We start from the raw sequence: 26,737 nt of genomic DNA on the forward strand, positions 1-26,737 counted from the left end.
AATGCATGCGCCTTAACTATTTCTATGCTTTTACCGATGAAAACTCACGTTTTACCCATTCGTCTGCTTCGAGCCAGTTAAAGACGCGAATGACGTTTTTAGGAATGGGGTCCCGGTTGTACGGAGTGTCGAACAACAAGACGGGAATGTCGAGTTCTTCGGAAATTTCCACGGCGTTGTCGTGCTTGTCTTCGAAAAACAAATCGACGTTATGGCGTTTGGCTGTTTCGATTTTTTTATGCGTGCCGATCAATTCGATGTGGTCGTAAGCAATTGCGTGCTCTTTAAACCAGTCAAACGTAATGTCCCGAACGTTTTCGCCGCGGGCAGAAATGAAATACAACTCGTAATGGTTTTTCCACTCGGTTAAAATGCTTTTTGCATTTTCCGAGATAGGGGAGCTTGCGTATATTTTGGATTCAGCTCCGCGGAACCACGTATAAAATTCTTCCGGCGCCAGCTGGGGAAGAGCAGCCGTCAAATCGTATTCTTTAATGTCATCCAGTGTTAATGCGCTATTGAATGCTTCATTGATATGCGGAATCAATGACGTCGGGCTTGTCACTGTTCCATCAATGTCTATTCCAAAACGGTATCTCATCAGGCCACAACCTTATACTTGTGATTCAAGCGCTTCTTTTTCTGCTTTTTCCGCTGCTTGTTTATCGAAATATTCTTGTGCGATTTTGTCGATCTCAATTTTCAATTCTTCGACCATCGTTTCTTCAGGCACTTTGCGGACTGTTTTTCCGTGCATGAAGAGAAGTCCTTCGCCGCGAGCGCCGGCAATGCCGATATCCGCTTCGCGTGCTTCGCCGGGGCCGTTGACCGCGCAGCCAAGAACGGCCACTTTGATCGGCGCTTTAATATGAGAAATGTATTCTTCCACTTCGTTGGCAATCGAAATCAAATCGATTTCAATGCGCCCGCAGGTCGGGCAAGAAATCAAGGTAGCGGCATTTGAAGACAAGCCGAACACTTTCAATAATTCACGTGCCACTTTCACTTCTTCAACAGGGTCTGCGCTCAAGGAAATGCGAAGCGTGTTGCCGATGCCTTTTGCAAGAAGTGCGCCAATGCCGGCAGAACTTTTGATCGTACCGGAATAGAGTGTGCCCGATTCAGTGATTCCCAAATGAAGCGGGTAATCGAACGCTTTAGAAGCTTTTTCATACGCTTCGATTGCTAGGCTGACATCCGACGCTTTCATGGAAACAATGATGTCATGGAAATCCAAGTCTTCAAGAATTTTGATGTGGTGAAGGGCGCTTTCAACCATGCCATCTGCAGTCGGGTAACCATATTTTTCAAGGATTTTGCGTTCCAGTGAACCTGCGTTAACACCAATGCGGATTGGAATGCCTTTTGCTTTAGCCGCATTCACGACAGCTTCCACTTTTTCGCGGCGTCCGATGTTGCCAGGATTGATTCGGATTTTGTCCGCTCCTTGTTCGATTGCGATCAACGCTAATTTATAATCAAAATGGATATCAACAACAAGCGGGATATTGATGCGTTTTTTAATTTCGCCGATTGAATAAGCGGCACGCTCATCCGGGCAAGCTACACGGACGATTTGGCAGCCGGCTTCTTCGAGGCGAAGGATTTCAGCTACGGTCGCCTCCACATCGTGGGTTTTTGTTGTTGCCATGCTTTGAATGAACAATTCATTGCTTCCGCCAATAGTCAAATTTCCGACTTTAACGGGGCGTGTTTTTGTACGGTGAAGAATTTCACTCATTAAATTTCTCTCCTTTTGGGGAACAGCTATACGAGCAGCCAATTCCTCATTTCTTGGGCCAGCAAGCTCGCTGGCGTTTCCAATACCTATAGCCATTTTAGCAGTCTGACAACCGAAAATACAAGAAAGACGATTATCCCTGTTTCTTTTGCGCTTGCGGCATTTTCGGATAATACGCAACCGCCAAATAAAGATAGATCAGCGTCCATACCGCAGTAGCTGCCGAAACAAACCAATGGGTGTAGAAAAAGCTAAAGGCAAAAGACACAAGCGTGGGAATCGTTACACACAGTGCTGCCGTCCGCCAAAGATGGCGGTATTCGCCTCGCCGGTTCCGCATTTTCACCATGCCCAATCCGATAAACGCAAAAATGCTGATTTTCACAAAATGGTAAACCGTCGTGCTGACAAACAAGAAAACAAGTGCAAATGGATATAGCAGCCATTTGATATCTTCCACGTATTGCAACAAACCATCTAGCCCTTGTGCCGAGACAGTTAATCCGGCCGCCAGCTCAAAAAAAGAGATGACCGCCATGGTGGCAATGATGGCGAAAACAAACTTTAAAATTTTTCCGATCGTCAGTATACGGACGGCGGCTTGCTTTTTTGGTTCCATTAAACTTGCTTTAAACAACTGAAATAAATTCACAGCCATCTTCCTTTCGTTCCTATTTATATCCTACCATGCAGCACTCAAAAATTTATTCTCGATTGTTAAGGTTTTGTAAAGATTCTCAGGAAGCCTTCACACAGCCTTCACAATCTAGGCATAATAAAACTAGAAAATCTAATTTAGGAGTTGGTTGAACATCATGGAAACGAACTGGCAAGAGATGCTCTTTACATTCTTTGGAGGATTAGGGATATTCCTATTTTCCATTAAATACATGGGGGACGGTTTGCAAAAAGCGGCGGGCAACAGGCTGCGTGGCATTCTTGACCGTTTCACTACCAATCCATTCATGGGAGTGCTTGTCGGTATTCTAGTAACTGTCCTCATTCAATCAAGTTCAGGGACGACCGTAATCGTCGTTGGTTTGGTGAGTGCTGGATTTATGACACTGCGCCAAGCAATCGGTGTTATTATGGGAGCCAATATCGGTACAACGATTACGGCATTTATCATCGGACTGGATGTGGGCGCTTATGCCTTGCCTATTATGGCCTTAGGCGCGCTTTTGATCTTTTTCTTTAAGAAACATGGTATTCAAAACGCCGGGGAAGTGATCTTTGGTTTCGGCGGGCTCTTCTTCGGATTGGAACTGATGAGTGAAGGCATGAAGCCACTGCGCGAATTGCCCGCATTCATTGATTTGACCGTCAGTTTAAGCGATTTGCCTATTTTAGGTGTAGTAGTAGGAACTGTCTTCACCTTAATCGTCCAAAGCTCCAGTGCAACTGTAGCCATTTTACAAGGGTTGTATGCTGAAAACGTAATTGATCTCCAGGCATCGCTTCCTGTTTTATTTGGCGATAATATCGGAACAACGATTACAGCCGTTTTAGCTTCGATCGGAGCTTCAATTGCTGCGCGCCGTGCAGCGGCAGTCCACGTGTTGTTCAACGTGCTCGGCACCATTATCTTCATGATTTTGTTGGTGCCATTTACGGCGTATGTTGGCTGGATTTCCGGAGTTCTCAATCTGGAAGCGAAAATGCAAATTGCATTTGCACACGGATCTTTCAATGTCGTCAATACCATTATTCAATTCCCGTTGATCGGGGCATGGGCTTACTTGGTGACTCGATTCATTCCAGGAGAAGATGTGACAATTGAATACAAGCCGAAACATTTGGATGTCCACTTTATTGAGCAGTCGCCTTCGATTGCGCTTGGACAGGCAAAAGAGGAAATCATCCGCATGGGGAACTTGTCGGTGCAAGGGCTTCAAGAAACATATGAATACTTAATGACGAAGAGCAAAAAAAATGCAGAACTCGGTTACCAGCTAGAACAGGCTATCAACAATCTGGACCAAAAAATCACCGAGTATCTTGTGTTGATTTCTGCTGAATCCATTTCAGCTGCCGATTCTTCAAGCCATACGGTGCTGATGGAAACGGTCCGAGACATCGAACGGATTGGTGATCATTTCGAGAATATTTTGGAATTGGTTGATTACCAAGAAGAAAACCGGGTATCGATGACTAAAGAAGCAATGGAGGATCTGACGGAAATGTTCACGTTGACCATCCAAACCGTTCAAAAAGCGCTGAATGCACTTGACACAACCAGCCATGAATTGGCGCGTGAAGTCGCAGAACAAGAAGACTTGATCGATAAAATGGAACGGAAATTCCGCAAAAAGCATATTTTGCGGGTGAACGAAGGCGCTTGTTCGGCACAGGCCGGTATTGTCTTTGTTGATATTGTCAGCAACCTGGAGCGAATCGGCGACCATTCGGTTAATATTGCTGAATCAATCCTAGGCAATCGGGCATAAAAAAACATTCTCTCTTTCATTTCTTTACATTCGAAAAAATGTAAGGCAGGATGAAAGAGAGTTTTTTAATTAGGGGGTCACATAAAATGGAAGCAATCGGTTGGACAGTTGTGCTGCTGTTTTTTCTCATCGGCTTTATCGGATTGGTTTATCCAATCATCCCGGCGTCATTATTCTTAATCGGCGGATTTTTAGTATACGGCTTGTTTTTTGATTTTGCAGATTTGCCTTGGTGGTTCTGGGCAATTGAAATTTTATTTGTTGTGCTGCTGTTTGGAGCAGATGCCGCTGCGAACGCATTCGGCGTCAAAAAGTTTGGAGGTTCAAAAGCGGGGCTCTGGGGAAGCACGATCGGCTTGATTGTCGGGCCGTTCATCATTCCTATCGTCGGCATCTTGATTGGGCCATTTGTAGGGGCGATTGCCGCGGAACTTCTGTTTAACCGTTCTACCATAAAAGCTTCCATTAAATCAGGCGTTGGTTCGGTTGTTGGCTTTGTAACGTCGGTCATCACAAAAGGCGTGATCCAAATCGTCATGGTCGCCATTTTCTTTTTTGTCATCTAAATCAGTCAAAGGTCTGAATCTCAGGCAAAGGCGTGCATTTTGTTTGTGCGGTCTTGGAAATTTTGATACGCTATGAAAGTAGAACAATAGACTCAAGGAGGAATTTGATCATGGCTTACGAATTACCCGAACTACCTTATGCATACGATGCGCTAGAACCACACATCGACAAAGAAACGATGAACATTCACCACACGAAACACCACAACACGTATGTAACTAACGTAAATGCGGCTCTAGAAGGCCACGAAGAACTTGCTTCAAAATCAGTGGAAGAATTGATTTCTGATTTAAGTTCAGTTCCTGAAGCAATCCGCACAGCAGTGCGCAATAACGGCGGCGGACACGCAAACCACTCGCTATTCTGGCAATTGCTTTCTCCAAACGGAGGCGGTAACCCGACTGGTGCTTTGGCTGAAGCGATCGACAGCAAATTTGGCAGCTTTGATGAATTTAAAGCCAAATTTGAAAATGCAGGAAAAACTCGCTTTGGATCTGGCTGGGCTTGGCTGATTGTCAACAACGGCGACCTTGAAGTAACTTCAACTGCTAACCAAGACTCTCCATTGATGGATGGCCAAACGCCGATCCTTGGCGTTGACGTTTGGGAACATGCTTACTACTTGCAATACCAAAACAGACGCCCGGATTATTTGGCTGCGTTCTGGAGCGTTGTAAACTGGGAAGAAGTATCCCGCCGCTTTGAAGCTGCGAAATAATTTCCAATAATTGAAACTTCTACACACACTTTTTCGTCTGAAAAAGTGTGTGTTTTTTTATGGAGGATGATATACTTACAATTGCACATTTTAGTGAAAGGAGTGCATCGAGCATGAAAACCCCTCAAAAAAGACGGGTTATTTTGGCAAAGTCCAAGTTGAAATCTCATACCGTCTTCCGGATGAATATCCTCTTTTTCTCCATTTTCCTTTTGTTTTCGCTCTTGATTTTGCGTTTGGGCTATTTGCAGATTGTAAAAGGGGAAGATTTTGCGCGAGCATTGGCGAGGACGGAAGAAGTTCCAGTCAATACAAATGTGCCAAGAGGGCGCATTTTTGACAGCGAAGGGCGCGTCCAAGTAGACAATAAACCCATCAATGCAATCACCTACACGGCCATGCAAACGACCAAAAGAGAAGAAATGATGGACGTGGCGACGGAACTCGCATCATTGATTGAAAAAGATGACAAAAAAGTGACCTTGCGAGATAAGCAGGATTTCTATATTATGCTGAACACGGAAAAAGCGACAGCTAAAGTGACAGACGAAGAAAGAAAAGCGATTGAAGCTGAAGACATTCCAGAAAAAGAGAAACAGCAAAAGCTGGACAAACTCATCCGGGATAAAATCTCCGAAAAAGAACTGGGCAGCTTGACGAAAGACCAGCTGGAAGTTTTGGCGATTTTCCGCGAAATGACATCAGGCTATGCAATGACGCCGCAGATCATCAAAAACGATGATGTGACGCCGGAAGAATTCGCCCGTGTTTCCGAACGGCTCACCGATCCGAAATTGAACGGCGTCAATACGGTAACCGACTGGGAACGGGTCAAAACGAGCGATTTGACACTTCTAGGCAGCACGACAAAGCCGGAACAAGGCATACCGGCCAATAAACTGGAATATTATCTTGCCCGCGATTATTCCCGCAATGACCGCGTCGGCATTTCATTCCTTGAGCAGCAATACGAAGAAGTGCTGCAAGGGCAAAAATCAGTGGTCAAAAACATCACCGATGGCCGCGGCCGTGTGATTGACACGGTTCCGGTCGATGAAGGAACGCCTGGCCGGGATTTGATTTTAACGATTGACACGGAATTGCAGACGGAATTGGAAAAAATAGTGGAAACCAAGCTGCTTGAACTAAAAGCAGGACCAAGCTCGCAATTGGTCAAAGATGCTTATTTGGTTATGATGGATCCAAATACTGGAGAAGTTTTATCAATGGTCGGCAAACAAATCGGCAAAGACGAAAATGGCAAAACGATTGTTAATGATTATTCATTTGGTGCCATCACTGCCGCTTATCCGACTGGTTCAGTAGTCAAACCGGCAACCTTGCTTACAGGCTATAAGGAAAATGCCATTGAAATGAACCAAGTCATGATTGACGAGCCGCTGCAATTGCCTGGCGGAAAAAAGAAAAGCTCCGTTTTCAACAGATCATTGAACAACCGGATTCCGATGAGCGATCTGCAGGCGATTGAACGGTCTTCCAACGTGTATATGTTCAAAGTCGCGCTTGCACTATCCGGCAATACGTATCAGCCAAAGCGTGGCTTTAGCGTAAAAGCAAACGAATACAATGTTTTTAGAAATTCATTTGCCCAATTCGGGCTAGGCGTTGCAACTGGCATCGACTTGCCGAATGAAGGCAGCGGTTTTAAAGGAACTCCGATTGCCAGCGAACCGGGGACTTTCCTCGATTTGGCAATCGGCCAATACGATACGTACACGCCGATTCAATTGGCCCAGTATGTTTCAACTATTGCCAATGACGGCTACCGGATGAAGCCGCATTTGGTGAAAGAAATCCGCGAACCTTCCGATGACGGCAAAACACTGGGGCCGGTTGAAACGGTAATTGAACCGCAAGTGTTAAACCGCATCAACAACAGCCAGCAGGAAATTGATCACATCAAAACCGGGATGCGTCGCGTTTATACGGGCGCCACCGGGTCAGCAAGAGCTTATTTTGGCGATGCCAAGTACACGGCAGCCGGCAAAACGGGCACAGCGGAAATTAGGTATTATGACGATTCGGAAAGTCCATTTTATAACACGGATTCCATCAATACCACTCATGTTGGATTTGCTCCATATGAAGATCCGGAAATTGCCTACGCGGTTGTGATTCCATACATCACCACGAATACGAGCTTTATTCCGAAAACGACGCCGGAAATCGCCCGTGCAGCAGTAGACAAGTATTTTGAATTGAAGGGCAAGCACTCGGAACAATCTCCGACTGAAATCAAAGGGCCTTATACCAGCAAAGAAGAAAAGGGTAAGGACGAAGAATAGATTCTCGCGTTAACCGCGGCAGCCGCATGGAAACATGCAGCTGCCGCGGTTTTTTTATTTTTCACATTTACATTTTCTTAACAATTGCTTTATATGTCCTCAACAAAGCAAGTCTATAGTAAAACTTGTAAAGCAAACACATCCACTAGGAGGACTACTCAATGAAAAACTGGAAATTCGTCATGGCTTCATCAATTCTTGGAACATCTCTTCTGCTTGGTGCTTGCGGAAGCAACAATGCTGAGCAAGGCAACGCTTCAGGATCAGGAGAGCAGTTGGAAGGGCAAGTTACCGGCGACGGATCTTCCACAGTTGCTCCGATCATGGAAGGAATTGTTGAAGAATACGCAGGAGCGCAGCCAGGCGTCCAAGTAACGGTCGGAGTTTCAGGAACAGGCGGAGGATTTGAAAAATTCATCCAAGGCGAGACTGATTTTGCGAATGCGTCGCGCCCGATAAAAGAAGAAGAAGCGGCGAGCCTTGAAGAAGCGGGCATCGACTATACTGAGATTTTATTAGCTTATGACGGATTGTCTGTAGTAGTCAGCAAAGAAAATGATTGGGTTGAAGACCTGTCTGTTGAAGATTTGAAAAAATTATGGGTAGAAGATGGCACGACAAAAAAATGGTCCGATATCAATCCGGAATGGCCGGATGAAGAAGTGGTCTTTTATGCACCAGGAACTGACTCCGGAACATTTGATTACTTCAATGAAGTGATTCTTGAAGAAGAAGACTTGGTAAGTGCAGCAACGCTTTCAGAAGATGACAACGTTTTGGTGCAAGGTATTCAAGCTGATCCGAACGCCATCGGATTCTTCGGATTTGCGTATTACATGGCGAACCAAGACACTTTGAAAGTTGTGAACATCGGAGGCATCGAACCGACACATGAAACGATTGCTTCGGGGGAATACGCACCGCTTTCGCGCCCATTGTTCACTTATGCCAACAACAAAGCAGCAGCTGAAGAAGAAGTGGTTTACGATTTCTTAAAATACACAATTGAAAATGCAGGGGAAATGGCAGAAGAAGTCGGGTACGTGGCTTTGCCTGAAGAAGAATACGAAAAAGGGATGAAAGACTTAGAAGCTTTGAAATAAAGGCGGTTAAAAAATCATTTCGGGGTGAGCAGCCACTGCTCGCCTTTTGCGGTTGAAAGGGGATTCGTTATGGGCTTATCTGTGCAGGACATGATCGCGCAGTCTAAAGGAAAGAAAAACAAAAAAATCATAGAAAAAATGGTGCCGGTGATTTTATTTTTGATCGCCTCCGTGTCCGTTTTGACCACGATCGGCATCGTCATCACGCTGGTGGCAGAGACGGTTACATTTTTCACCCGGGTATCCGTTGCTGATTTTCTATTCGGCACGACCTGGCTGCCATTTTCGAATAAAGAAGCATTTTATGGCATTTGGCCGCTGATTGCAGGTACTCTGAAAGTGACGCTGATCGCCGTCGTTGTTGCCGTTCCGGTTGGGATTGCGTCCGCTATTTATTTGAGCGAATACGCCAGCGAAACGGTCCGCCGCATCGTCAAACCGGTGCTCGAAGTGCTTGCTGGCATTCCGACGATCGTCTACGGATTTTTCGCATTGACGTTTGTTACACCGATTTTGCAAAGCATGTTTCCGGAAATCAAAATCTTCAACGCAATTTCCCCCGGCATTGTTGTCGGGATCATGATCATCCCGATGATCGCATCCTTATCGGAAGATGCCATGAGCTCCGTGCCAAAGCAAATCCGTGAAGGGGCCTTGGCGATGGGGTCAACGAAATTTGAAGTGGCCTGGAAAATCACTGTTCCAGCTGCGCTTTCAGGCATAATCGCTTCTGTCGTTTTGGCAGTTTCCCGGGCAATTGGCGAAACGATGATCGTCTCGCTAGCCGGCGGATCGACGCCGAAATTTGACGGCGATTTTACCGGTTCGATCCAAACGATGACGGCTTATATCGTCCAAGTATCAAAAGGGGATGCCGGCTATGGAACGACAATATATTATTCCATCTACGCCGTCGGCTTCACTCTATTTGTCTTTACCATGTTGATGAACGTCCTCGCAGGCTATCTATCGAAGCGCTTCAGGGAGGAATATTAAGATGAGGTATATTGAACAGGAACGCGTCATAAAACGCATGAACGGCCGCAAGGCATTAAATAGTGTATTCAAGGGCATTTTCTTAGCGGCAACGCTTTTGGCCATTTTGGCATTGGTGATTTTGCTGTACCGGATCATCGGCCAAGGCGCCGCCCATTTATCATTCGACTTCTTGAACAATTTTGCATCACGCTTCCCGGAACAGGCAGGCATCAAGGCGGCGCTCATCGGCTCGCTTTGGCTGATGGCCGTAGTTGCGCCAACATCGATCATTCTAGGAGTCGGTTCAGCGATTTATCTTGAAGAATACGCTAAGAAAAATAAAATTACAGCGTTTATCCGCATCAATATAGCCAATTTGGCTGGTGTGCCATCAATCGTTTTTGGGTTATTGGGTTTGACAATTTTCGTCCGTGCCTTGGCTCTCGGCAACAGCATCCTGGCTGCAGGATTTACGATGAGTTTACTCATATTGCCAGTCATCATCGTCGCTTCCCAAGAAGCCATTCGTGCCGTGCCGCAAGATTTGCGTGAGGCGTCATTCGGCATGGGCGCCACCAAATGGCAGACCATTGTCCAAATCATTTTGCCAGCTGCAATTCCCGGTATATTAACAGGAAGCATTCTGGCGCTATCGCGAGCGATCGGGGAAACGGCTCCTTTGATCGTCATCGGGGTGCCGGTCATCATTCAGTTTCTTCCGGCCGGCGTTATGGATACGTTCACTGCCTTGCCGATCCAGATTTTCGACTGGGCGAGCCGCCCGCAGCAAGAATTCCAAGTGGTTGCCGCTGCCGGTATTATCGTCTTAATGATTTTCTTGTTGATTATGAATTCAATTGCGGTCTTGATCCGAAATAAATTCCAGAAACGCTACTAGCCTTAAGAATGCGGAAGGAGCATCACTATGACGACCATTACAAAAGTGGAAAAGAAACAACCAACAATCGTCTCGGCTGAATCAAACAAAAAGCCGGTTTATCAAACAAAAGAATTAAACCTTTGGTACGGCGACAAGCATGCATTGAAAAACATCGATTTGGATATTAAAGAAAATGAAGTGACAGCGATTATTGGGCCGTCCGGCTGCGGGAAATCGACGTACATCAAAACTTTGAACCGCATGGTGGAACTGGTGCCATCTGTTAAAACGTCTGGAGAAATTTTATACCGGGACCGTAATATTTTTGACGCGGACTACAGCGTGGAAGAATTGCGCACGCGCGTTGGCATGGTTTTCCAAAAACCGAATCCGTTCCCGAAATCGATTTACGACAACATCGCTTACGGGCCGCGCATCCACGGCATCAAAAATAAAAAAATATTGGATGAAATCGTTGAAAAAAGTTTGCGCGGAGCGGCGATTTGGGATGAAGTCAAAGACCGCCTCACTGAAAACGCCTATAGCGTGTCTGGCGGCCAGCAGCAGCGTATTTGCATCGCCCGCGCGCTCGCCATTGAACCGGATGTCATTTTGATGGACGAACCGACTTCGGCGCTCGATCCGATTTCCACGCTGAAAGTGGAAGAACTTGTTCAGGAATTGAAAAAAGACTATAGCATCATCATTGTCACGCACAACATGCAGCAAGCAGCGCGGATATCAGATAAAACGGCATTCTTTTTAAACGGAGAAGTCATTGAATTTGACGAGACCGACACCATCTTTTCCACTCCTTCCGACAAACGGACGGAAGATTATATATCAGGCCGATTCGGTTGATTAAAGGAGGCAGTAACCATGTCAGTTCGCGAAAAATTTGATTTTGAATTAAATGAAGCGCAGCAGCACTTGATTGAACTCAGCGGCTTGGCCATCGCCGCGCTCAACAAAGCAGTGGACGCTTTGATGGACGCAGACATTGACGCAGCACTAGAAGTCATCGAAGACGATGCCGATATCAACGCACTTGAAGAAGACATTAATGACCGCGTCATTTTGATCATCGCCAAACAATCGCCAGTCGCTACAGACCTCCGGCGCTTGGTTGTCTTAATTAAGATTGCGTCGGATTTAGAGCGCATCGGTGATTATGCGGTCAATATTGCGAAAGAAACCATCCGCATTGGAAAAGAAGAGCTGCTCGAACAAGCGGCTTTGATCAATCCGATGCGCCAACTGGCCACCGCGATGCTCAATCAAGTCATCGAGGCATTTATCGAAGAAGATGTCGTTAAGGCAAAGGAAATTGCCGAGCTCGATGACCAAGTGGATGATTTGTACGGCGAAGCCATCCGCAAACTAATGGTGAGCGGCACGCAGAACCCGGATAAGTTGAGCCAAATCACGCAGCTGGCCTTTATTGCCCGCTATATGGAACGGTCGGCAGACCACGCCACCAACATCGCCGAGCAATTGTTTTACCTGGTGCGAGGCAAGCATTATTACTTGAACAATTAACAGAGTTCTCGGCAGCGGTAATATGCCGAGAATTTTTTTGATTAATAAATAAAATATTAAACTTTCACAGTAGACTTTACATGCGGATATGCTATAATAATTAAGTCGTATAGATCAACTGCTTAGTAACAAATCGATCTTTGAAAGAATTAGGAGGGATATCGATGCGTGTTAACATCACATTAGCTTGTACAGAATGTAATGAACGTAATTACAGCACTGTTAAAAATAAGCGCAACAACCCTGAGCGTCTTGAAATGAAAAAATATTGCTCACGTGAACAAAAAATGACTTTACACCGTGAAACGAAGTAATGCATTGACCGCCAAAACCTTTACGGGTTTTGGCTTTTTTTCTTTACCAAGGAGTGATTATAATGGATAAGGTTACGAGCAGAAAGCGAGTGTTAGCCCATTTAACCAAAATGGATCGCACGGAACACGCACAAAAATCAGCGGCCATTCTAACGAGTTTGCTCGGGGATCCCGCATTCCAAAACGCGAAAACCATTGGCGTTACCGTTTCGGCTTTTCCGGAAGTGGATACGCTTGCGCTAATCGAGCATTGCTGGAACATCGGAAAAAAAGTGGCGGTCCCCAAATGCGAGCCGCTCACCCATGCCATGGATTTTTATGCGATTGACCATTTCGGGCAATTAGAAACCGTTTACATGAAGCTGAAAGAGCCAAAAATTTCGGAAACTGAATACGTCAGCGCAAACGACATCGATTTGATGGTTGTCCCCGGTGTCGTCTATTCGGAAACTGGCTACCGCATCGGCTTTGGCGGCGGCTATTTCGACCGCTATTTGGTTTCTTTCAATGGCGAGACGCGTTCGCTGGCTTTTGATGTGCAGCTCGAGAAATCTGTGCCGGTGGAGGTGCATGATGTCCCGGTAAAGGGTATACATACAGAAAGCGTTTATATTGATACAGAGAAGGTGAATCGATGAAAACCTTGTTTGACGTCATGCAACTGCTGAAAAGCTACGGAACCGTCATTTATACCGGAGACCGCCAAGCGGACTTGGCGTTAATGGAAGACGAAATCAAGGAACTTTACCGCATGCAATTTATTTCAGCTAAAGACTTTTCAACCGCTTTGTTGATATTGCGCCAGAGAAAAAATGAAAAAAACTAAAAGTTCTTCGGATTCTGAAACTTTTTCCTGTAAAATCCGTCTAGAATTGAGGGCCTTCAGTTGAGTTGCATACAGAACCGTTTATACTAGATAACTAGAGGGGATAAGAGCCCTATGCAAAGATTGGCTAAATTAATTTGACGTTTTTGTAAAGGAGGATGTGCGGCGTGTTAAAAAAAGAATGGCCTAAACATTCAATCCTGGCAATCGCAATTATTGCAACTTGGATAAAAACTTACATCGTTTACAAAACAAGTTTTTCAATCACCATTGATAATGCATTGCAGGAGTTTATTTTGTTTATCAATCCACTAAGTTTGGTTTTGTTTGTTTACGGCTTGGCGCTGTTTTTTAAAAGTGAAAAAGGCCGACACCGTTATTTGCTTGCAGTGATGACTCTATCCTCGGTCATCTTGTACGCCAATGTCGCATTTTACCGGTTTTTCAGCGACTTTATCACGCTGCCGGTTTTATTCCAAACCGATAATTTCGGTGATTTGGGATCGAGCGCCTCTGAAAGCATTTTTATGACGGATATTGCTTATTTTGCGGATATCATCGTGTTGCTGCTGGCCATAAAATTTCTTCGGGTGAAAAAAGAAGCAGGCACGAGTGGAGCCTCTCAGCGAAAAGCCTATTTTGTGCTGTCAGCCGCCATTTTGTTTTTCAATTTGGGGTTATCCGAAGCAGAGCGCCCGCAGCTCTTGACCCGCAGTTTTGATCGGGAAATGCTGGTCAAAAACATCGGGATGTACAATTACCATCTTTATGACATTTACATTCAGTCCAAGTCGCAAGCGCAGCGTGCTCTGGCAGATGGCTCGGAACTGGTGGAAGTCAACAACTTTATCCGTGCAAACCAGCCGGAACCATCAAAAGATATGTATGGCATCGCAGAAGGCAAAAACTTGATCGTGGTTTCGCTGGAATCGATGCAAACGTTCCCAATCAACAATAAAGTGAATGGACAAACTGTCACACCATTTTTAAACGAATTGACGCAAGACGAAGATACGATTTACTTCCCGAATTTCTATCATCAAACCGGGCTTGGCAAAACATCGGATTCTGAATTTTTGCTGGAGAACTCCTTGTATCCGCTGAGCGGCGGGGCCGTCTTCTTCACCCATAGCGGGAATACGTTCAACTCGATGGCAGAAAGCCTTGGAAACAAGGGCTATTTTTCCACGGTCCAGCATCCAAATGCAAAAAGTTTTTGGAACCGCGACATGATGTATGAATCGTTGAACATCGACGAATTCCTTGATGTAGACAGCTTTGATATTAAAGAAGGCGATGCGGTCAACTGGGGCATGAAAGACATTCCTTTCATGGAACAGTCAGTTGCCCATATGGAAAACATGCCGCAGCCGTTTTACAGCCGCCTGATCACGCTGACCAACCACCATCCGTTTTATTTGGATGAAGAAGATCAGTTTATCGAAGAGTATGATTCCGTTTCCGGAACGGTGAACCGCTATTTCCAAACTGTCCGCTATATGGATGAATCGGTTGAAGTGCTGTTTGATGAATTAAAGAAAAGCGGACTATATGAAAATTCGGTCATCGTTATGTATGGCGACCATTACGGCATTTCCGAAAATCATAACGCTGCGATGGAACAGTATTTAGGAAAAGAAATCACACCTTATGAAACGGCCCAGCTTCAACGGGTGCCGCTTTTCATCCACATTCCGGGCTATGGAAAAGGACATGTTGACGAAGAAGTCGGCGGCCAAATTGACCTTCGCCCAACCATTCTTCACATGATGGGAGTGGATACGACGAAAGACATCCAATTCGGTGGTGATTTGCTCTCTGAGGAACACGATGAATTTGTCGTTTTCCGCGACGGCCGATTTATTACGGAAGACCATGTGTTTGCTGGAAACGTCTGCTATGACAGGGGAACCGGCGAAGAATCCGATCCGGCGTTGTGTGAGCCATTCGCTGAACAGGCGATGACAGAACTCGATTATTCAGAGTCGATCATCAATGGCGATTTGTTAAGGTTTTACAATGAAGAAAATGGGCAGTTGACGACACAAGTTCAACCGGTCGAAAAATAAAAAAGCATTTTAACACTTGCATTTAAATGCAGGCAATCTCAAAATCCTGAGATGGTCTGCATTTTTTCATGTTCAGTTATGAGCCTACAAAGGATTAGATTAATCAAGAATAAGACGGTAGATGCAACAATATTTTCCTAAACAAATTCATAAGACAATATTTTTATTATGTAACCTTAAAGAAAGAGTATAATTGATATAAATTAAAGAAGGAAGCTGAGAAAAAATGGCCAAACAAAAAAGCCGATGCTTCTGCATCAGCTTTTAATGATTAATGCAAGGCTGGTGGATAACCTTGTGTAATGACGGTTGCAACAGTGAATGCACCGAAAACCAAAAATGTTACTAAATTAAAAAGAAATCCTAAAACTTGTTTTTTCTTCAAGGTTTGAACAGTGCCTACTGCTGCAAAAATAGCAATCAGACCAAAAATAACCATAAGTAAATTCATCTATGACACTCCCTTCAACTTTAACAGCCAGTGCCGTCTTGTTCTCTTTATATTGTAAAGAGTTTCTTTCGGTTTGTCGAGCGTTAAAAGTGTCATTCCGTTGAACAGTGAACGCGCATGGAGCCGTGTTATAATAGGGCTGAGGTGAATAAAATGCTGAAAATCAATCAACTGGAGCTCGGTCCAGTGCAAACAAATTGTTATATCATCATAAATGATTCAAATGAATGCCTGATTTTCGATCCGGGAGAAGAAAGTGGAAAAATCATCGCGTTGCTGAAGAAAAAAGACTGGAAGCCGCTTGCAATTTTGTTGACGCATGCCCATTTCGACCATATCGGAGCGATTGATGATTTGCGCGAAGCATATGAAATTCCAGTTTATCTGCATGAGCTGGAAAAAGACTGGCTGAGCCGACCGAATTTAAACGGCTCTGGCAAATACGACATGGTGCCGGATTACCGGATGAACGCAGCGGACGTTTTACTGAGCGGGGAAAAGCAGCTTCAAATCGGCTCGTTTACAATGGATTTATTCCATACGCCAGGGCATTCACCAGGGAGTGTGACATATTCGTTTAAAGATGAAGGCTTTGCGATTGTCGGGGATACGCTTTTTCGCGGCAGCATTGGCAGAACGGATTTAATCGACGGGTCGGAGAAAAAATTGCTGCAATCCATACGGGAATCGTTGCTGACGATGCCGAATCATATGGTATTATTCCCAGGGCATGGGCCGGACACGACGCCGGAGCAGGAAAAAAACAGCAATCCTTTTTTAAAAGGACGATAAGAATTGGAAAAAGCGGCCAAATTTGGCCGCTTTTTGCTTTTCTGTTTTGATTAATGTCCAGCACCGGGAATATGGATGAACGTCGTATAATACGTAAATCCGACAAAGAATACAGTTAAGTAAGCTCCGAAAATATACAGGTACATACGCTCTGAAATGTTTAAGAATCCTAGAAGTACAAAAAATCCAGTATTGGCTACCATTAATAACGCTACTTCAGTCATATCGCCTACGTAGAAAAGAACAGCAAAAATTCCTGTCCACCATCCCATTAATTTGAACATCTTATCCATGGGTAATCCCTCCTTTGCCACAACACAATATTCTCTTTGTTATTATATAGGAATCAGAGTGATTGTGTAAACTACGAGTTGGCCATTCTTTGTGACAAACCGGTGTATAGTCCAACTCCCAGTGAATAAAAACATTTTTTGATGCTCAATTTGCAGGCCCAATCCGGCGCATAGCGTCCAAAAATGAAATTTGCCCCGAATCCAGCGTTCAAATAATTATTATGTGGAAAAGTATTCCCATTTTAAAAATGGCCATCTATACTATGGGGGAACAAAGCGATGCCCTTTGTTCAATTCAAAACAGGAGGTGGCTATGCAAGCGATAATCGAAAAGAGATGTGCCGATCTCTTAAAACAGGCAGCCGAAAGCGGCACAACCGATATCCACATCAAACCCGAAACATCCTGTTACAACGTTTCTTTCCGATCGTTTCAAACTTTGCGGCAAGTAACAAAAATCCCCTTTGATTTAGGCGATCGAATGATTGCTTATTTCAAATACCTTTCCCTTTTAGACATGAGTGAAAAACGAAAACCCCAAACAGGCTCGTTCCAATTGCCGATTGACACCCAAGCTTATTATTTTAGAATATCAACGCTTCCTTCTGTTTTGACGAAAGAAAGTGTGGTCATCCGCGTCATTCCCGACGAAGTGGCGCAATCGATTCATGAACTGGCGGCTTTTCGCGACTCGGCGAGGCTGCTTGAAAAACTAGCTGAAGCACAGCAAGGCCTTTTCTTATTAACTGGCCCGACCGGCTGCGGGAAATCGACGACGCTGTATTCGCTGCTCAAGCATTGCGCGGAAAAGCTGAGCCGCAACATCATCACGCTTGAAGATCCGGTTGAACGGAAAAACCAATCGATTTTGCAGATTCAAGTGAATGAAAAAGCCGGCCTCAGCTATGCAACAGGGTTGAAGGCGATTCTTCGCCACGACCCGGACATCATCATGATCGGTGAAATCCGTGATGCCGATACCGCGCATATTGCCATACGGGCAGCACTGACTGGCCATTTGGTCTTTTCAACGATTCACGCCCGGCATTCAGTCGGATGCTTGCACCGGCTGTTTGATTTAGGGATTTCCTATGAAGACATGGCACAAACGCTGATTGCGGTATCTGCACAGCGCATAATTCCGGTGTTTCCTGATCTGGATGAGCCGCAGGTTTCCTACCGGGCGCTATATGAGATCCTGCACGGAGACCGGCTTGCGGAAGCCTTGCATTCAGCTAAAGAACAAAAAACCTACACGTTGCCGGAATTTTTGACGTTTGGCGGCCAAATCCGGGAAGGGGTGAAAATCGGTGCGATTGAACCTTCGTACGAAATCAAAACGGACCGTTCTTTTTGACCGCCACCATTTTCTAAAACGGCTGGCTGTTTTAATGCAGGAAGGTTATTTGCTGCCGACCGCGTTGACTCTGCTATTGCCGATGCACACAAAAAAACTGCAGCCATCGCTCGACGGAGTAACATCCATATTGAAAAGCGGCGGCAACGCAGCTGAAATCCTTCACTTTTTGGGTTTTAAAGAACAAGTGCTGTTTCCGATAGAAATTGCCGAGTACCACGGGCGGCTGGCGGAATCCATTGGCAGCATCGCGAAAAGTTTTGAACGGACGGAAAATGTCCAAAAGAAATTGCGCAACCTGCTTGTTTATCCGGTTTCGTTATTGGTGTTCACTTCCATTTTGTTTTTGTTTTTCCGGACCAATTACGTGCCAAATTTGGTGGAACTGACCGAATCTCTCAGGTCTAGCAGCGAAGGAGCGGCCATGCCCGACTATTTGCTGAAATTGCCGGATTTGTTTATCGGCATGTTTTTGGTAACTGGGACAATCGCTTTTGTTTTTTCGTGGATCTTGAAAAAGCAGCCCATCGAAAAACAAGTTTCGCTGCTTTTGTCCATTCCGCTCGTCCGGCTATACGTGAAAATGTACTGGTCTCAGCTATTGGCACGCGAACTCGGTACGCTTTTGCATAGCGGCATATCGATCCAGGAATCGCTCGGGATGCTGAAAAACCAAACTTATCACAGAGCCATCGGTTATATTGCCCATGCATCGGAACAAGAAATCATCATGGGGCAGCCGCTGTCGGTTGCGCTTTCCCGGTTTCCCTTTGTCGTCAGCGACATGCCGTCATTTGTCCAGCACGGCGAAGCGACCGGACATTTAGGAAAAGAATTGATTTTGTTCAGTGAAGTGCTGATGGAGAGAATCGAATTAAAAACGCAGCAGCTCATGCGCATTATCCAGCCGGCTTTTTTTCTGATGATCGCTGCTTGCATTATTGGCGCCTATTTGGCGATTTTGCTGCCGATGTACAGTCTCGTCCAAACCATTTAAGGGGGAAATTTGATGCGTCTATTAAAAAATTCAAAAGGGTTCACATTAATTGAAATGCTGATCGTCATGTTAATTATTACGGTTTTGATTGCCATCGCCATTCCGAATGTTTCCAAGCAAACGTCTGCTGTCGATCAAAAAGGCTGTAAAGCGTTTGTGCAAATGGTGCAAGGCCAAGTGGAATCATACCGAATGGATGAAAAAGCGATTCCAACGATTGAAAATCTCGTGTCAAAAGGCTATTTAAAAGAAAATGAAACCAGTTGCCCAAATGGCGACCTGGTTGAAATCACCACTGAAGGTATCGTGTCATCAAAAGCCTCTTAAAAGAAAGGGGATTTACGCTGATTGAGATGGTGCTGGTCATGGCCATCTTAATGGCGGTCGTTGGCATTTTGATTCCGACATACCGAACGTTTGAAACCGAAAAAGAAGAACAGCGCTTTTTTCAATTATTGATCCATGATATTTATTTTGCCCAAAGCGAAAGCTACCGCACCCAAACAGCCGTAGCCGTAAAGTTTCGGGAAGGGGCCAGCAACTATGAAGTGGTCCAGAACCTTTACGCGCCGCTGGCAACCCGCAAATTGCCAAAAACGGTAACGGTGAAAAAATCCAGCAACATCACCGAAATTTATTTCCGGTCGAACGGAGCCATCAGGAGTTCGGGGACGATCCGTTTTGGGACAAGCAAGGGTGAGCGGTCGCTGATCGTCCATTTGGGTAATGGGAGAGTGGTTCTATCTGAATGAAAAAGGAATTTCATGGGCAGAAACGATGGTGAGCTTATTGATGCTGTTTATTTTATTCGGATCCCTTTTGCCCATCATGCAGCATATGCATCAATCGCTGCAGCTGAAAAAAGAGCGGGTGGCTGCCTATGAAACGCTTCACGAAGCGGCGAAGGAAATCCATTCGGAACAGGTTCGAACAGGCGCGAGGACAGTCAATGGGGTGGTTTACACGTGGGAGAAGACCGAAAACCTGTGCGTCGCGTATACGGATTACCAGAATGCCCAAAGAGATATTTGCATCAAATGACCTTGCGCAGCGAAAAAGGGATGCTGTTCCTGAATTCCTTGTTTGACCTGGCGGTGTTGTTGGTGCTGCTGCCGCTGATTGTTTTGTTTTTCAGTTTTGCGTTGTCGTTTTCGGAAGATCTGGATGCCAAGCAATTGGAATGGCTGCTGTTTACAGAAGACTTGCGTTCGTATTTAACGCAAGTGGATTCGGTTGAAGCAATCACTAGCGGAAGCGGAATCCGCATCATCCAGCAAGGAACGGAATACGATATTGAATCCTATGCCAATGTACTGCGAAAACAAAAATTTAGGGAAGGCCATGAAATCATGCTCACCGGAGTCAAGACGTGCCAATTTTTGTTGGACGGCGACCGGCTGACGGTGCAGCTGGAGTTTTCTACCGGCCAGAGGGAAGAGGCGGAATATCGTGTTACGCATCCTTAAAAGCGAACAGGGCGCCTTGTATCCGATTTCAATTGTTTTTTTTATCTCCGCTCTTGTTTTAATAGCCCATAGCGTTGTCTTGTATTCGGTCCATTACAAAACATATGATGGATTGGAAAATCTTCATAGACATGCTACGATACAACTACTAAAAGAAATCGAAAAAAATAATATTCCTGAGTAGGGGTAGCATCGGGTGGTAAGATGAAAAGAATTTATTTGATTGGATTTATGGGTTGCGGAAAAAGTGCCATCGGCAGAAGGTTAAGCTTTTTGCTGAAACTGCCTTTCTACGATATGGACAAAGAAATTGTCCGACAGACTGGAAAAACCATCCCGGAAATTTTCGAACAGCATGGGGAAAAATACTTTAGGGACCTGGAAACGGAATTTCTTCGGAACTTCACAGGCAATTATTGCATCATTTCCACAGGCGGCGGGGCCGTCATGCGGAAAGCCAACAAGAAAATCATGCGGGAAACCGGGCTCGTGCTGTTTTTGGATGCGCCATTCAAAGAAATTTGGCGTAGAATCCACAAAGATCCAAACCGGCCGATTGTGGCAAAATCCACGCGGGAAGAAATAGAAGCGTTGTATAAAATGCGTTATCCGCATTATAAAGCGGCAGCCCACATTTCCATACGGACGGAATTTCGTACGCTCCGCCAAATTACGCAATATGCGGCATTTCAAGTCATTCGCTTAAAAGGCGAATGATTTTTTATTTTAAAGCGATAATAGTTCGCGTTTTAAACATCTAATGAAAAGTGATTGCGCTTACCGCTTATCAATGTTAGGATATAGACGAAGTTATACTATTCTGTATAGCGATTTGGACCAAACAATCGGGTTTGGGCGGATGATTGCACGGGGAGAGTACGCAAAAGCGTCGCCGAAGGAGCAAATAACGGAAGTTATGAATCTCTCAGGCAAACAGACTCGTGCAGGACGCATCTCTGGAGAACGCTGCATGTCAGCTACCAAAGAGGAAAGCCGTTACGGTAAACTTTCAGGTTCCAGGACAGAGATTTCCCTATTAAAGGGAAATCTCTGTCCTTTTTCATGTCCATAATGGACGGGCCGCTGTTTGATTAATGGAGTTTGATAACCGAGGAGGAATCTTTTCATGGGAGAAACAACGCAACTGAACCGCACCCCTCTTTTTGAGGCATACGCCAAGTATGGCGGAAAGACAATCGATTTTGGCGGCTGGGAATTGCCGGTGCAGTTTTCAAGCATTAAAGAAGAACATGAAGCAGTAAGAACAAAAGCAGGGCTATTCGACGTTTCCCATATGGGCGAGATTTTAGTGGAAGGGCCAGACAGCTTAACATTTTTGCAGCACCTCGTAACCAATGACGTTTCAAAAATTAAAAACAATCAGGCCCAATACACGGCAATGTGCTATGAAGACGGCGGCACAGTCGATGATTTATTGGTTTATAAAATAAACGACACGCGCTTTTTGCTGGTGGTCAATGCTTCCAATATTGAGAAGGATTTCGAATGGATGAAACAAACTGCAACAGGCGATGTCCAACTTCAAAACGTTTCTGATCAGTACGGTTTATTGGCGCTTCAGGGGCCATTGGCAGAATCGGTGCTGCAGCGCATGTCCGAAGAAGACTTGTCCGAAATCCGTCCATTCCGTTTTAAAGAAAATGTGTTGATCGCGGGACACACGGTCTTGCTGTCGCGCACAGGCTATACAGGGGAAAACGGTTTTGAGATTTATGCAAGCCCGGAAGACACAGTCGCGCTTTGGGATAAAATTTTAACTGAAGGCAAAGAACAAGGCGTCGTGCCGGCAGGCCTTGGCGCCCGTGATACATTGCGCTTTGAAGCATGTCTCGCGCTTTACGGACAGGAATTGTCAAAAGACATTTCGCCCCTTGAGGCAGGATTGAATTTTGTGGTGAAATTGCAAAAAGAAGAAGACTTTAACGGCAAAGCGGCACTGGCTGCTCAAAAAGAAAACGGCGTTCCGCGCAAATTGGTCGGCATCGAAATGATCGACAAAGGCATTCCGCGCCACGGCTACCCAGTTCATATTGACGGCCAAAAGGTTGGAGAAGTGACAACAGGGACGCAATCTCCTACACTGAAGAAAAATATCGGTCTGGCACTTGTTGCTGCGAAATTTGCGGAACTTGGAACGGAAGTTGAAATTGAAATCCGCAACAAACGTTTAAAAGCGAAGACCGTTGAAACGCCATTTTATAAACGATCCAACTAAACTAATTTGCAAAGGGGACAGCACTCCATGAAACATCGCTATTTACCAATGACGTCGCAAGACGAAAAAGAAATGCTGGATGCGATTGGCATCCAGTCGATCGATGAATTGTTTGCCGATATTCCGGAAAAAGTCCGTTTTAAAGGCGAGTACAACATCAAACCGGCCAAATCCGAAAGTTCGTTGACAAAAGAATTGGCGCAGCTGGCGGCTAAAAATGCGGACACAAACCGTTTTGCTTCATTTTTAGGAGCAGGCGTCTACGATCACTATAAGCCGATCATTGTGGACCATGTTATTTCGCGTTCTGAGTTTTATACGGCTTATACACCATACCAGCCGGAAATTTCGCAAGGGGAATTGCAGGCAATTTTTGAATTCCAAACGATGATCAGCGAATTGACGGGCATGGATTTGGCGAACTCTTCCATGTATGATGGCGGAACGGCTTTAGCTGAAGCGGGAATGCTTGCGGCTGGCCATACGCGCCGCAAAAAAATCCTTGTGTCTCGCGCGGTTCATCCGGAATCCCGCGACGTGGTCCGGACTTATGCGCTTGGCCAATCGATTGAAGTGGAAGAAATCCCATTGAAAGATGGCCATACGGATATCGATGCATTAAAAGAAATGATCGATGAAAACACAGCTGCAGTCATGATCCAATACCCGAACTTTTTCGGCCAAGTGGAAAACTTGCAAGCATTGGAGCCGATTATCCATGAAGCTGGCGCTTTGTTTGCTGTATCGGCAAATCCGCTTGCGCTTGGCGCCTTGACGCCTCCTGGAAAACTGGGTGCGGACATAACAGTCGGCGATGCACAGCCTTTCGGGATTGCCGAAGCATTCGGCGGGCCGCATTGCGGATATTTTGCCGTGACAAAAGCGTTGATGCGCAAAGTTCCGGGCCGCTTAGTCGGCGAAACAACAGACGAAGACGGACGCCGCGGATTTGTGTTGACGCTGCAAGCTCGCGAACAGCATATCCGCCGCGACAAGGCGACTTCAAACATTTGCTCGAACCAGGCATTGAATGCATTAGCTGCGTCAGTCGCGATGACGGCTCTAGGCAAAGTGGGTACAAAAGAAATCGCGGTTCAAAACATCACCAAAACGCATTATATGAAACAGCAATTAAAACAAGCGGGCTTTGAAATTGCATTTGAAGGCGCACATTTCAATGAAATCGTCGTCAAGGCAGCTGCCGATGTCCGCGAATTGAACGCTGCACTATTGGAGCAAGGCATCATCGGCGGCTATGACCTTGGCCGCAGCTTTGAAGAATTGGCAGGGCATGTGCTGGTCGCCGTGACCGAACAACGGACAAAAGAAGAAATTGATGCATTTGTGCAGGTTTTGGCTGCGACGGTGCAGGAAATGGGGGCTACTCATGCATAAAGACAATCAACCGCTCATTTTTGAAATCACAAAAGAAGGCCGCGTTGGCTATAGCTTGCCGACATTAGATGTGCCAGAACTTGATTTGAATGAATTTTTGCCGGAAGGTTTGCTTCGCAAAGAAGCTGCCGATTTGCCGGAAGTGTCGGAACTGGATATCATGCGCCATTACACGGCGTTGTCAAAACGCAACCACGGCGTTGATTCCGGATTCTATCCACTTGGCTCTTGCACGATGAAATACAATCCGAAAATCAACGAAACCGTTGCGCGTTTCCCGGGATTTGCCAACATCCACCCGCTGCAGGACGAATCAACGGTTCAAGGAGCAATGGAATTGCTGTATGATCTGCAAGAGCATTTGGTGGAAATCACGGGCATGGACGAAGTGACGCTTCAGCCGGCTGCCGGCGCACACGGCGAATGGACGGGGCTCATGATGATCCGTGCGTATCACGAATCGCGCGGCGACATGAACCGCACAAAAGTCATCGTTCCCGATTCGGCGCACGGTACAAACCCGGCTTCAGCGACAGTCGCTGGATTTGAAACGATTACGGTCAAATCAAACGAACACGGCTTAGTCGATTTGGAAGACTTGAAGCGTGTTGTCGGGCCGGATACAGCAGCATTGATGCTGACAAACCCGAACACGCTCGGCCTTTTTGAAGAGCAGATTTTAGAGATGGCTGCCATCATCCACGAAGTCGGCGGCAAGCTTTACTATGACGGCGCCAATTTAAACGCGGTTATGTCGAAAGCGCGCCCTGGAGACATGGGCTTTGACGTGGTCCATTTAAACTTGCACAAGACATTCACTGGCCCACACGGCGGCGGCGGTCCTGGATCAGGTCCAGTCGGCGTCAAGAAAGATTTGATTCCTTATTTGCCAAAACCGGTTCTGGTGAAAACCGAAGAAGGCTTGACGTTCGATTACAACCGTCCGGAATCGATCGGCCGCGTAAAACCGTTCTACGGCAACTTCGGCATCAACGTCCGTGCGTATACGTATATCCGTTCGATGGGTCCAGACGGCTTAAAAGCGGTTACCGAATACGCAGTACTGAACGCCAATTACATGATGCGCAGACTTCAGCCGCATTTCGATTTGCCATACGACCGCCATTGCAAGCATGAATTTGTCTTGAGCGGCCGCCGCCAGAAAAAACTGGGCGTTCGCACATTGGATATGGCTAAACGCCTGCTCGACTTTGGCTATCATCCGCCGACAATCTACTTCCCGTTGAATGTGGAAGAAGGCATGATGATCGAGCCGACGGAAACGGAATCCAAAGAAACATTGGATGCCTTTATCGACGCGATGATCCAAATCGCCAAAGAAGTGGAAGAAAATCCGGAAATCGTTCAAGATGCACCGCATACGACGGTCATCAAACGACTAGATGAAACAAAAGCAGCACGCAAACCAATATTGCGCTACACCAAAGCCGAATAATAGAAGGCAAAAAGGCGTCCCAAAAGTTATTTCGGGACGCCTTTTTTGATTTGCTGAATAACACTTATTGAAAATAATAAAAAAGTCGTAGGCATAATTCAGAAATATGATGAAATTTAATCTTTTTTGAGTACTTTCTGTTGCAAATAGAACATAGGTTCTGTTATATTAATTAGTGTACACACTATGGGAAAGAGGTGGATTTCGATGGTGCTTGCTATTAATGAAGTGAATGGGTTCGAAAAAGGAAAGCGGTATATCAAGAACTTGGAGTTTTCATCTTGTTTCAAAAATGGCAAACTTCGTGTAATTGCTTTGATGGATGCAGATGACAATACGTTTTACTGGACAACGACCGAAGATTCCGTTGACTATCGAAACTTCCGGCTTAAAGCTACATACTCTTTTGTCGTAAGTTATATTTCTACAGTTTTCGATCCCGCAAACCCTAAAATCAATATTGCGGAATTGGAAGAGGTAGTTAGGGTGAAAAGGAAATTAAAGCATATTGAACAATATAAATTAAAAGCTTGAATGATAGATTGAAAATATAGTGTCTTCACTAGAGTGACCATGAAAGTGAGACAAGGAAAAAACACCTCCAACTTCGTATGTGCAAATGATGTTGAGGGTGTTTTTCTGTATGGATTCAAAAAAGGGATCGAAAAAGGAAACAATGTATATATAATAAAGTGCGGCAATCTATTTGCTTTCAGTCGATGAGAAAAGAGCGAAAGAAGCTACTGCAGAAGTTGCGGCGATCTCACAATTTTTGCAGACTTATTCTCGTTATTTGTTAGAAGAAT

General features: G+C 45.4%; 30 protein-coding genes and 1 riboswitch. Of the genes, 25 read left to right on the top strand and 5 right to left on the bottom strand.

Annotated elements, in window-relative coordinates:
- Positions 1–22: 22 nt before the first annotated feature.
- The 3 genes from ACRRQV_RS01645 to ACRRQV_RS01655 all read right to left on the bottom strand — a co-directional run bounded on the left by ACRRQV_RS01645 (position 23) and on the right by ACRRQV_RS01655 (position 2,393).
- On the bottom strand, positions 23–601 hold the full coding sequence (locus ACRRQV_RS01645) for a hypothetical protein (protein WP_432526988.1): 579 nt from the start codon (positions 599–601) through the stop codon (positions 23–25).
- 12 nt (positions 602–613) lie between these two features.
- Complete coding sequence (ispG, locus tag ACRRQV_RS01650; protein WP_432526990.1) at positions 614–1,741, bottom strand: flavodoxin-dependent (E)-4-hydroxy-3-methylbut-2-enyl-diphosphate synthase; 1,128 nt, start codon at positions 1,739–1,741, stop codon at positions 614–616.
- A gap of 133 nt (positions 1,742–1,874) precedes the next feature.
- Positions 1,875–2,393 (bottom strand): DUF1189 family protein, encoded by a 519-nt coding sequence (locus ACRRQV_RS01655; RefSeq protein ID WP_432526992.1) that lies wholly within the window; start codon positions 2,391–2,393, stop codon positions 1,875–1,877.
- A 163-nt stretch (positions 2,394–2,556) separates the two neighbouring features.
- On the opposite strand from ACRRQV_RS01655, the gene ACRRQV_RS01660 reads away from it, so the two are divergent.
- The 13 genes from ACRRQV_RS01660 to ACRRQV_RS01720 all read left to right on the top strand — a co-directional run bounded on the left by ACRRQV_RS01660 (position 2,557) and on the right by ACRRQV_RS01720 (position 15,488).
- Positions 2,557–4,188, top strand: coding sequence for a Na/Pi cotransporter family protein (locus tag ACRRQV_RS01660; RefSeq protein ID WP_432526994.1), 1,632 nt, complete (start codon positions 2,557–2,559; stop codon positions 4,186–4,188).
- An 86-nt stretch (positions 4,189–4,274) separates the two neighbouring features.
- On the top strand, positions 4,275–4,754 hold the full coding sequence (locus ACRRQV_RS01665; RefSeq protein ID WP_432526996.1) for a DUF456 domain-containing protein: 480 nt from the start codon (positions 4,275–4,277) through the stop codon (positions 4,752–4,754).
- A 110-nt stretch (positions 4,755–4,864) separates the two neighbouring features.
- Positions 4,865–5,473, top strand: a complete 609-nt coding sequence (locus tag ACRRQV_RS01670; protein WP_432526998.1) for a superoxide dismutase — start codon at positions 4,865–4,867, stop codon at positions 5,471–5,473.
- A gap of 113 nt (positions 5,474–5,586) precedes the next feature.
- Positions 5,587–7,779, top strand: a complete 2,193-nt coding sequence (locus ACRRQV_RS01675) for a peptidoglycan D,D-transpeptidase FtsI family protein (RefSeq protein WP_432527000.1) — start codon at positions 5,587–5,589, stop codon at positions 7,777–7,779.
- A 161-nt stretch (positions 7,780–7,940) separates the two neighbouring features.
- Positions 7,941–8,882: a PstS family phosphate ABC transporter substrate-binding protein gene (locus tag ACRRQV_RS01680; RefSeq protein WP_432527002.1), complete on the top strand. Its 942-nt coding sequence runs from the start codon at positions 7,941–7,943 to the stop codon at positions 8,880–8,882.
- A 69-nt stretch (positions 8,883–8,951) separates the two neighbouring features.
- Complete coding sequence (pstC, locus tag ACRRQV_RS01685; protein WP_432527004.1) at positions 8,952–9,878, top strand: phosphate ABC transporter permease subunit PstC; 927 nt, start codon at positions 8,952–8,954, stop codon at positions 9,876–9,878.
- Between the two features lies 1 nt (position 9,879).
- Positions 9,880–10,758: a phosphate ABC transporter permease PstA gene (gene pstA / locus ACRRQV_RS01690; protein ID WP_432527006.1), complete on the top strand. Its 879-nt coding sequence runs from the start codon at positions 9,880–9,882 to the stop codon at positions 10,756–10,758.
- 27 nt (positions 10,759–10,785) lie between these two features.
- Positions 10,786–11,601 (top strand): phosphate ABC transporter ATP-binding protein PstB, encoded by an 816-nt coding sequence (gene pstB, locus ACRRQV_RS01695; protein WP_432527008.1) that lies wholly within the window; start codon positions 10,786–10,788, stop codon positions 11,599–11,601.
- A gap of 18 nt (positions 11,602–11,619) precedes the next feature.
- Positions 11,620–12,279, top strand: a complete 660-nt coding sequence (phoU, locus tag ACRRQV_RS01700) for a phosphate signaling complex protein PhoU (RefSeq protein ID WP_432527009.1) — start codon at positions 11,620–11,622, stop codon at positions 12,277–12,279.
- 164 nt (positions 12,280–12,443) lie between these two features.
- Positions 12,444–12,593: a 50S ribosomal protein L33 gene (gene rpmG / locus ACRRQV_RS01705; RefSeq protein WP_106532675.1), complete on the top strand. Its 150-nt coding sequence runs from the start codon at positions 12,444–12,446 to the stop codon at positions 12,591–12,593.
- A gap of 62 nt (positions 12,594–12,655) precedes the next feature.
- Entirely contained in the window at positions 12,656–13,231 is a 576-nt protein-coding gene (locus ACRRQV_RS01710) for a 5-formyltetrahydrofolate cyclo-ligase (RefSeq protein ID WP_432527011.1), read from the top strand.
- Entirely contained in the window at positions 13,228–13,419 is a 192-nt protein-coding gene (locus tag ACRRQV_RS01715; RefSeq protein WP_432527013.1) for a YqgQ family protein, read from the top strand. Before ACRRQV_RS01710 ends, ACRRQV_RS01715 begins: the two co-directional genes overlap by 4 nt.
- A 158-nt stretch (positions 13,420–13,577) precedes the next feature.
- The gene (locus ACRRQV_RS01720; RefSeq protein WP_432527015.1) at positions 13,578–15,488 is read left to right on the top strand and encodes an LTA synthase family protein; all 1,911 of its coding nucleotides are present in this window, start codon (positions 13,578–13,580) and stop codon (positions 15,486–15,488) included.
- 271 nt (positions 15,489–15,759) lie between these two features.
- Here the strand turns inward: ACRRQV_RS01720 and ACRRQV_RS01725 are convergent, their stop codons facing one another.
- Entirely contained in the window at positions 15,760–15,939 is a 180-nt protein-coding gene (locus ACRRQV_RS01725; protein ID WP_432527017.1) for a DUF2759 domain-containing protein, read from the bottom strand.
- 153 nt (positions 15,940–16,092) lie between these two features.
- Between ACRRQV_RS01725 and ACRRQV_RS01730 the strand changes: the two genes are divergently transcribed.
- The gene (locus tag ACRRQV_RS01730) at positions 16,093–16,731 is read left to right on the top strand and encodes an MBL fold metallo-hydrolase (RefSeq protein WP_432527711.1); all 639 of its coding nucleotides are present in this window, start codon (positions 16,093–16,095) and stop codon (positions 16,729–16,731) included.
- A gap of 50 nt (positions 16,732–16,781) precedes the next feature.
- Here the strand turns inward: ACRRQV_RS01730 and ACRRQV_RS01735 are convergent, their stop codons facing one another.
- Entirely contained in the window at positions 16,782–17,024 is a 243-nt protein-coding gene (locus ACRRQV_RS01735) for a DUF2626 domain-containing protein (protein ID WP_432527019.1), read from the bottom strand.
- A gap of 313 nt (positions 17,025–17,337) precedes the next feature.
- Here ACRRQV_RS01735 and comGA point away from each other — a divergent pair, with 313 nt between their 5' ends.
- The 11 genes from comGA to ACRRQV_RS01790 all read left to right on the top strand — a co-directional run bounded on the left by comGA (position 17,338) and on the right by ACRRQV_RS01790 (position 26,465).
- Positions 17,338–18,381, top strand: a complete 1,044-nt coding sequence (gene comGA / locus ACRRQV_RS01740) for a competence type IV pilus ATPase ComGA (protein ID WP_432527021.1) — start codon at positions 17,338–17,340, stop codon at positions 18,379–18,381.
- Entirely contained in the window at positions 18,335–19,378 is a 1,044-nt protein-coding gene (gene comGB / locus ACRRQV_RS01745; RefSeq protein ID WP_432527023.1) for a competence type IV pilus assembly protein ComGB, read from the top strand. Before comGA ends, comGB begins: the two co-directional genes overlap by 47 nt.
- A gap of 12 nt (positions 19,379–19,390) precedes the next feature.
- Positions 19,391–19,705: a competence type IV pilus major pilin ComGC gene (comGC, locus tag ACRRQV_RS01750; RefSeq protein WP_432527025.1), complete on the top strand. Its 315-nt coding sequence runs from the start codon at positions 19,391–19,393 to the stop codon at positions 19,703–19,705.
- The gene (comGD, locus tag ACRRQV_RS01755; protein WP_432527713.1) at positions 19,690–20,130 is read left to right on the top strand and encodes a competence type IV pilus minor pilin ComGD; all 441 of its coding nucleotides are present in this window, start codon (positions 19,690–19,692) and stop codon (positions 20,128–20,130) included. Before comGC ends, comGD begins: the two co-directional genes overlap by 16 nt.
- Positions 20,105–20,419 (top strand): hypothetical protein, encoded by a 315-nt coding sequence (locus ACRRQV_RS01760; protein WP_432527027.1) that lies wholly within the window; start codon positions 20,105–20,107, stop codon positions 20,417–20,419. Before comGD ends, ACRRQV_RS01760 begins: the two co-directional genes overlap by 26 nt.
- Positions 20,416–20,844 (top strand): competence type IV pilus minor pilin ComGF, encoded by a 429-nt coding sequence (gene comGF, locus ACRRQV_RS01765; protein ID WP_432527029.1) that lies wholly within the window; start codon positions 20,416–20,418, stop codon positions 20,842–20,844. The genes ACRRQV_RS01760 and comGF overlap by 4 nt, the downstream gene beginning before the upstream one ends.
- A 204-nt stretch (positions 20,845–21,048) precedes the next feature.
- On the top strand, positions 21,049–21,561 hold the full coding sequence (locus ACRRQV_RS01770; protein ID WP_432527031.1) for a shikimate kinase: 513 nt from the start codon (positions 21,049–21,051) through the stop codon (positions 21,559–21,561).
- 142 nt (positions 21,562–21,703) lie between these two features.
- Positions 21,704–21,795, top strand: a riboswitch (glycine riboswitch).
- A gap of 175 nt (positions 21,796–21,970) precedes the next feature.
- Positions 21,971–23,080 carry a glycine cleavage system aminomethyltransferase GcvT gene (gcvT, locus tag ACRRQV_RS01775; RefSeq protein ID WP_432527033.1) on the top strand — a complete coding sequence of 370 codons (1,110 nt, stop codon included), beginning with the start codon at positions 21,971–21,973 and terminating at the stop codon, positions 23,078–23,080.
- A 27-nt stretch (positions 23,081–23,107) separates the two neighbouring features.
- The gene (gene gcvPA / locus ACRRQV_RS01780; protein ID WP_432527035.1) at positions 23,108–24,475 is read left to right on the top strand and encodes an aminomethyl-transferring glycine dehydrogenase subunit GcvPA; all 1,368 of its coding nucleotides are present in this window, start codon (positions 23,108–23,110) and stop codon (positions 24,473–24,475) included.
- Positions 24,468–25,931, top strand: coding sequence for an aminomethyl-transferring glycine dehydrogenase subunit GcvPB (gene gcvPB, locus ACRRQV_RS01785; RefSeq protein WP_432527037.1), 1,464 nt, complete (start codon positions 24,468–24,470; stop codon positions 25,929–25,931). The genes gcvPA and gcvPB overlap by 8 nt, the downstream gene beginning before the upstream one ends.
- Positions 25,932–26,117: 186 nt before the next feature.
- On the top strand, positions 26,118–26,465 hold the full coding sequence (locus tag ACRRQV_RS01790) for a hypothetical protein (protein ID WP_432527039.1): 348 nt from the start codon (positions 26,118–26,120) through the stop codon (positions 26,463–26,465).
- The last annotated feature ends 272 nt before the right edge of the window (positions 26,466–26,737 follow it).

The sequence above is a fragment of the Planococcus sp. YIM B11945 genome (genome assembly GCF_050864155.1).
Classification (GTDB): Bacteria; Bacillota; Bacilli; order Bacillales_A; family Planococcaceae; genus Planococcus.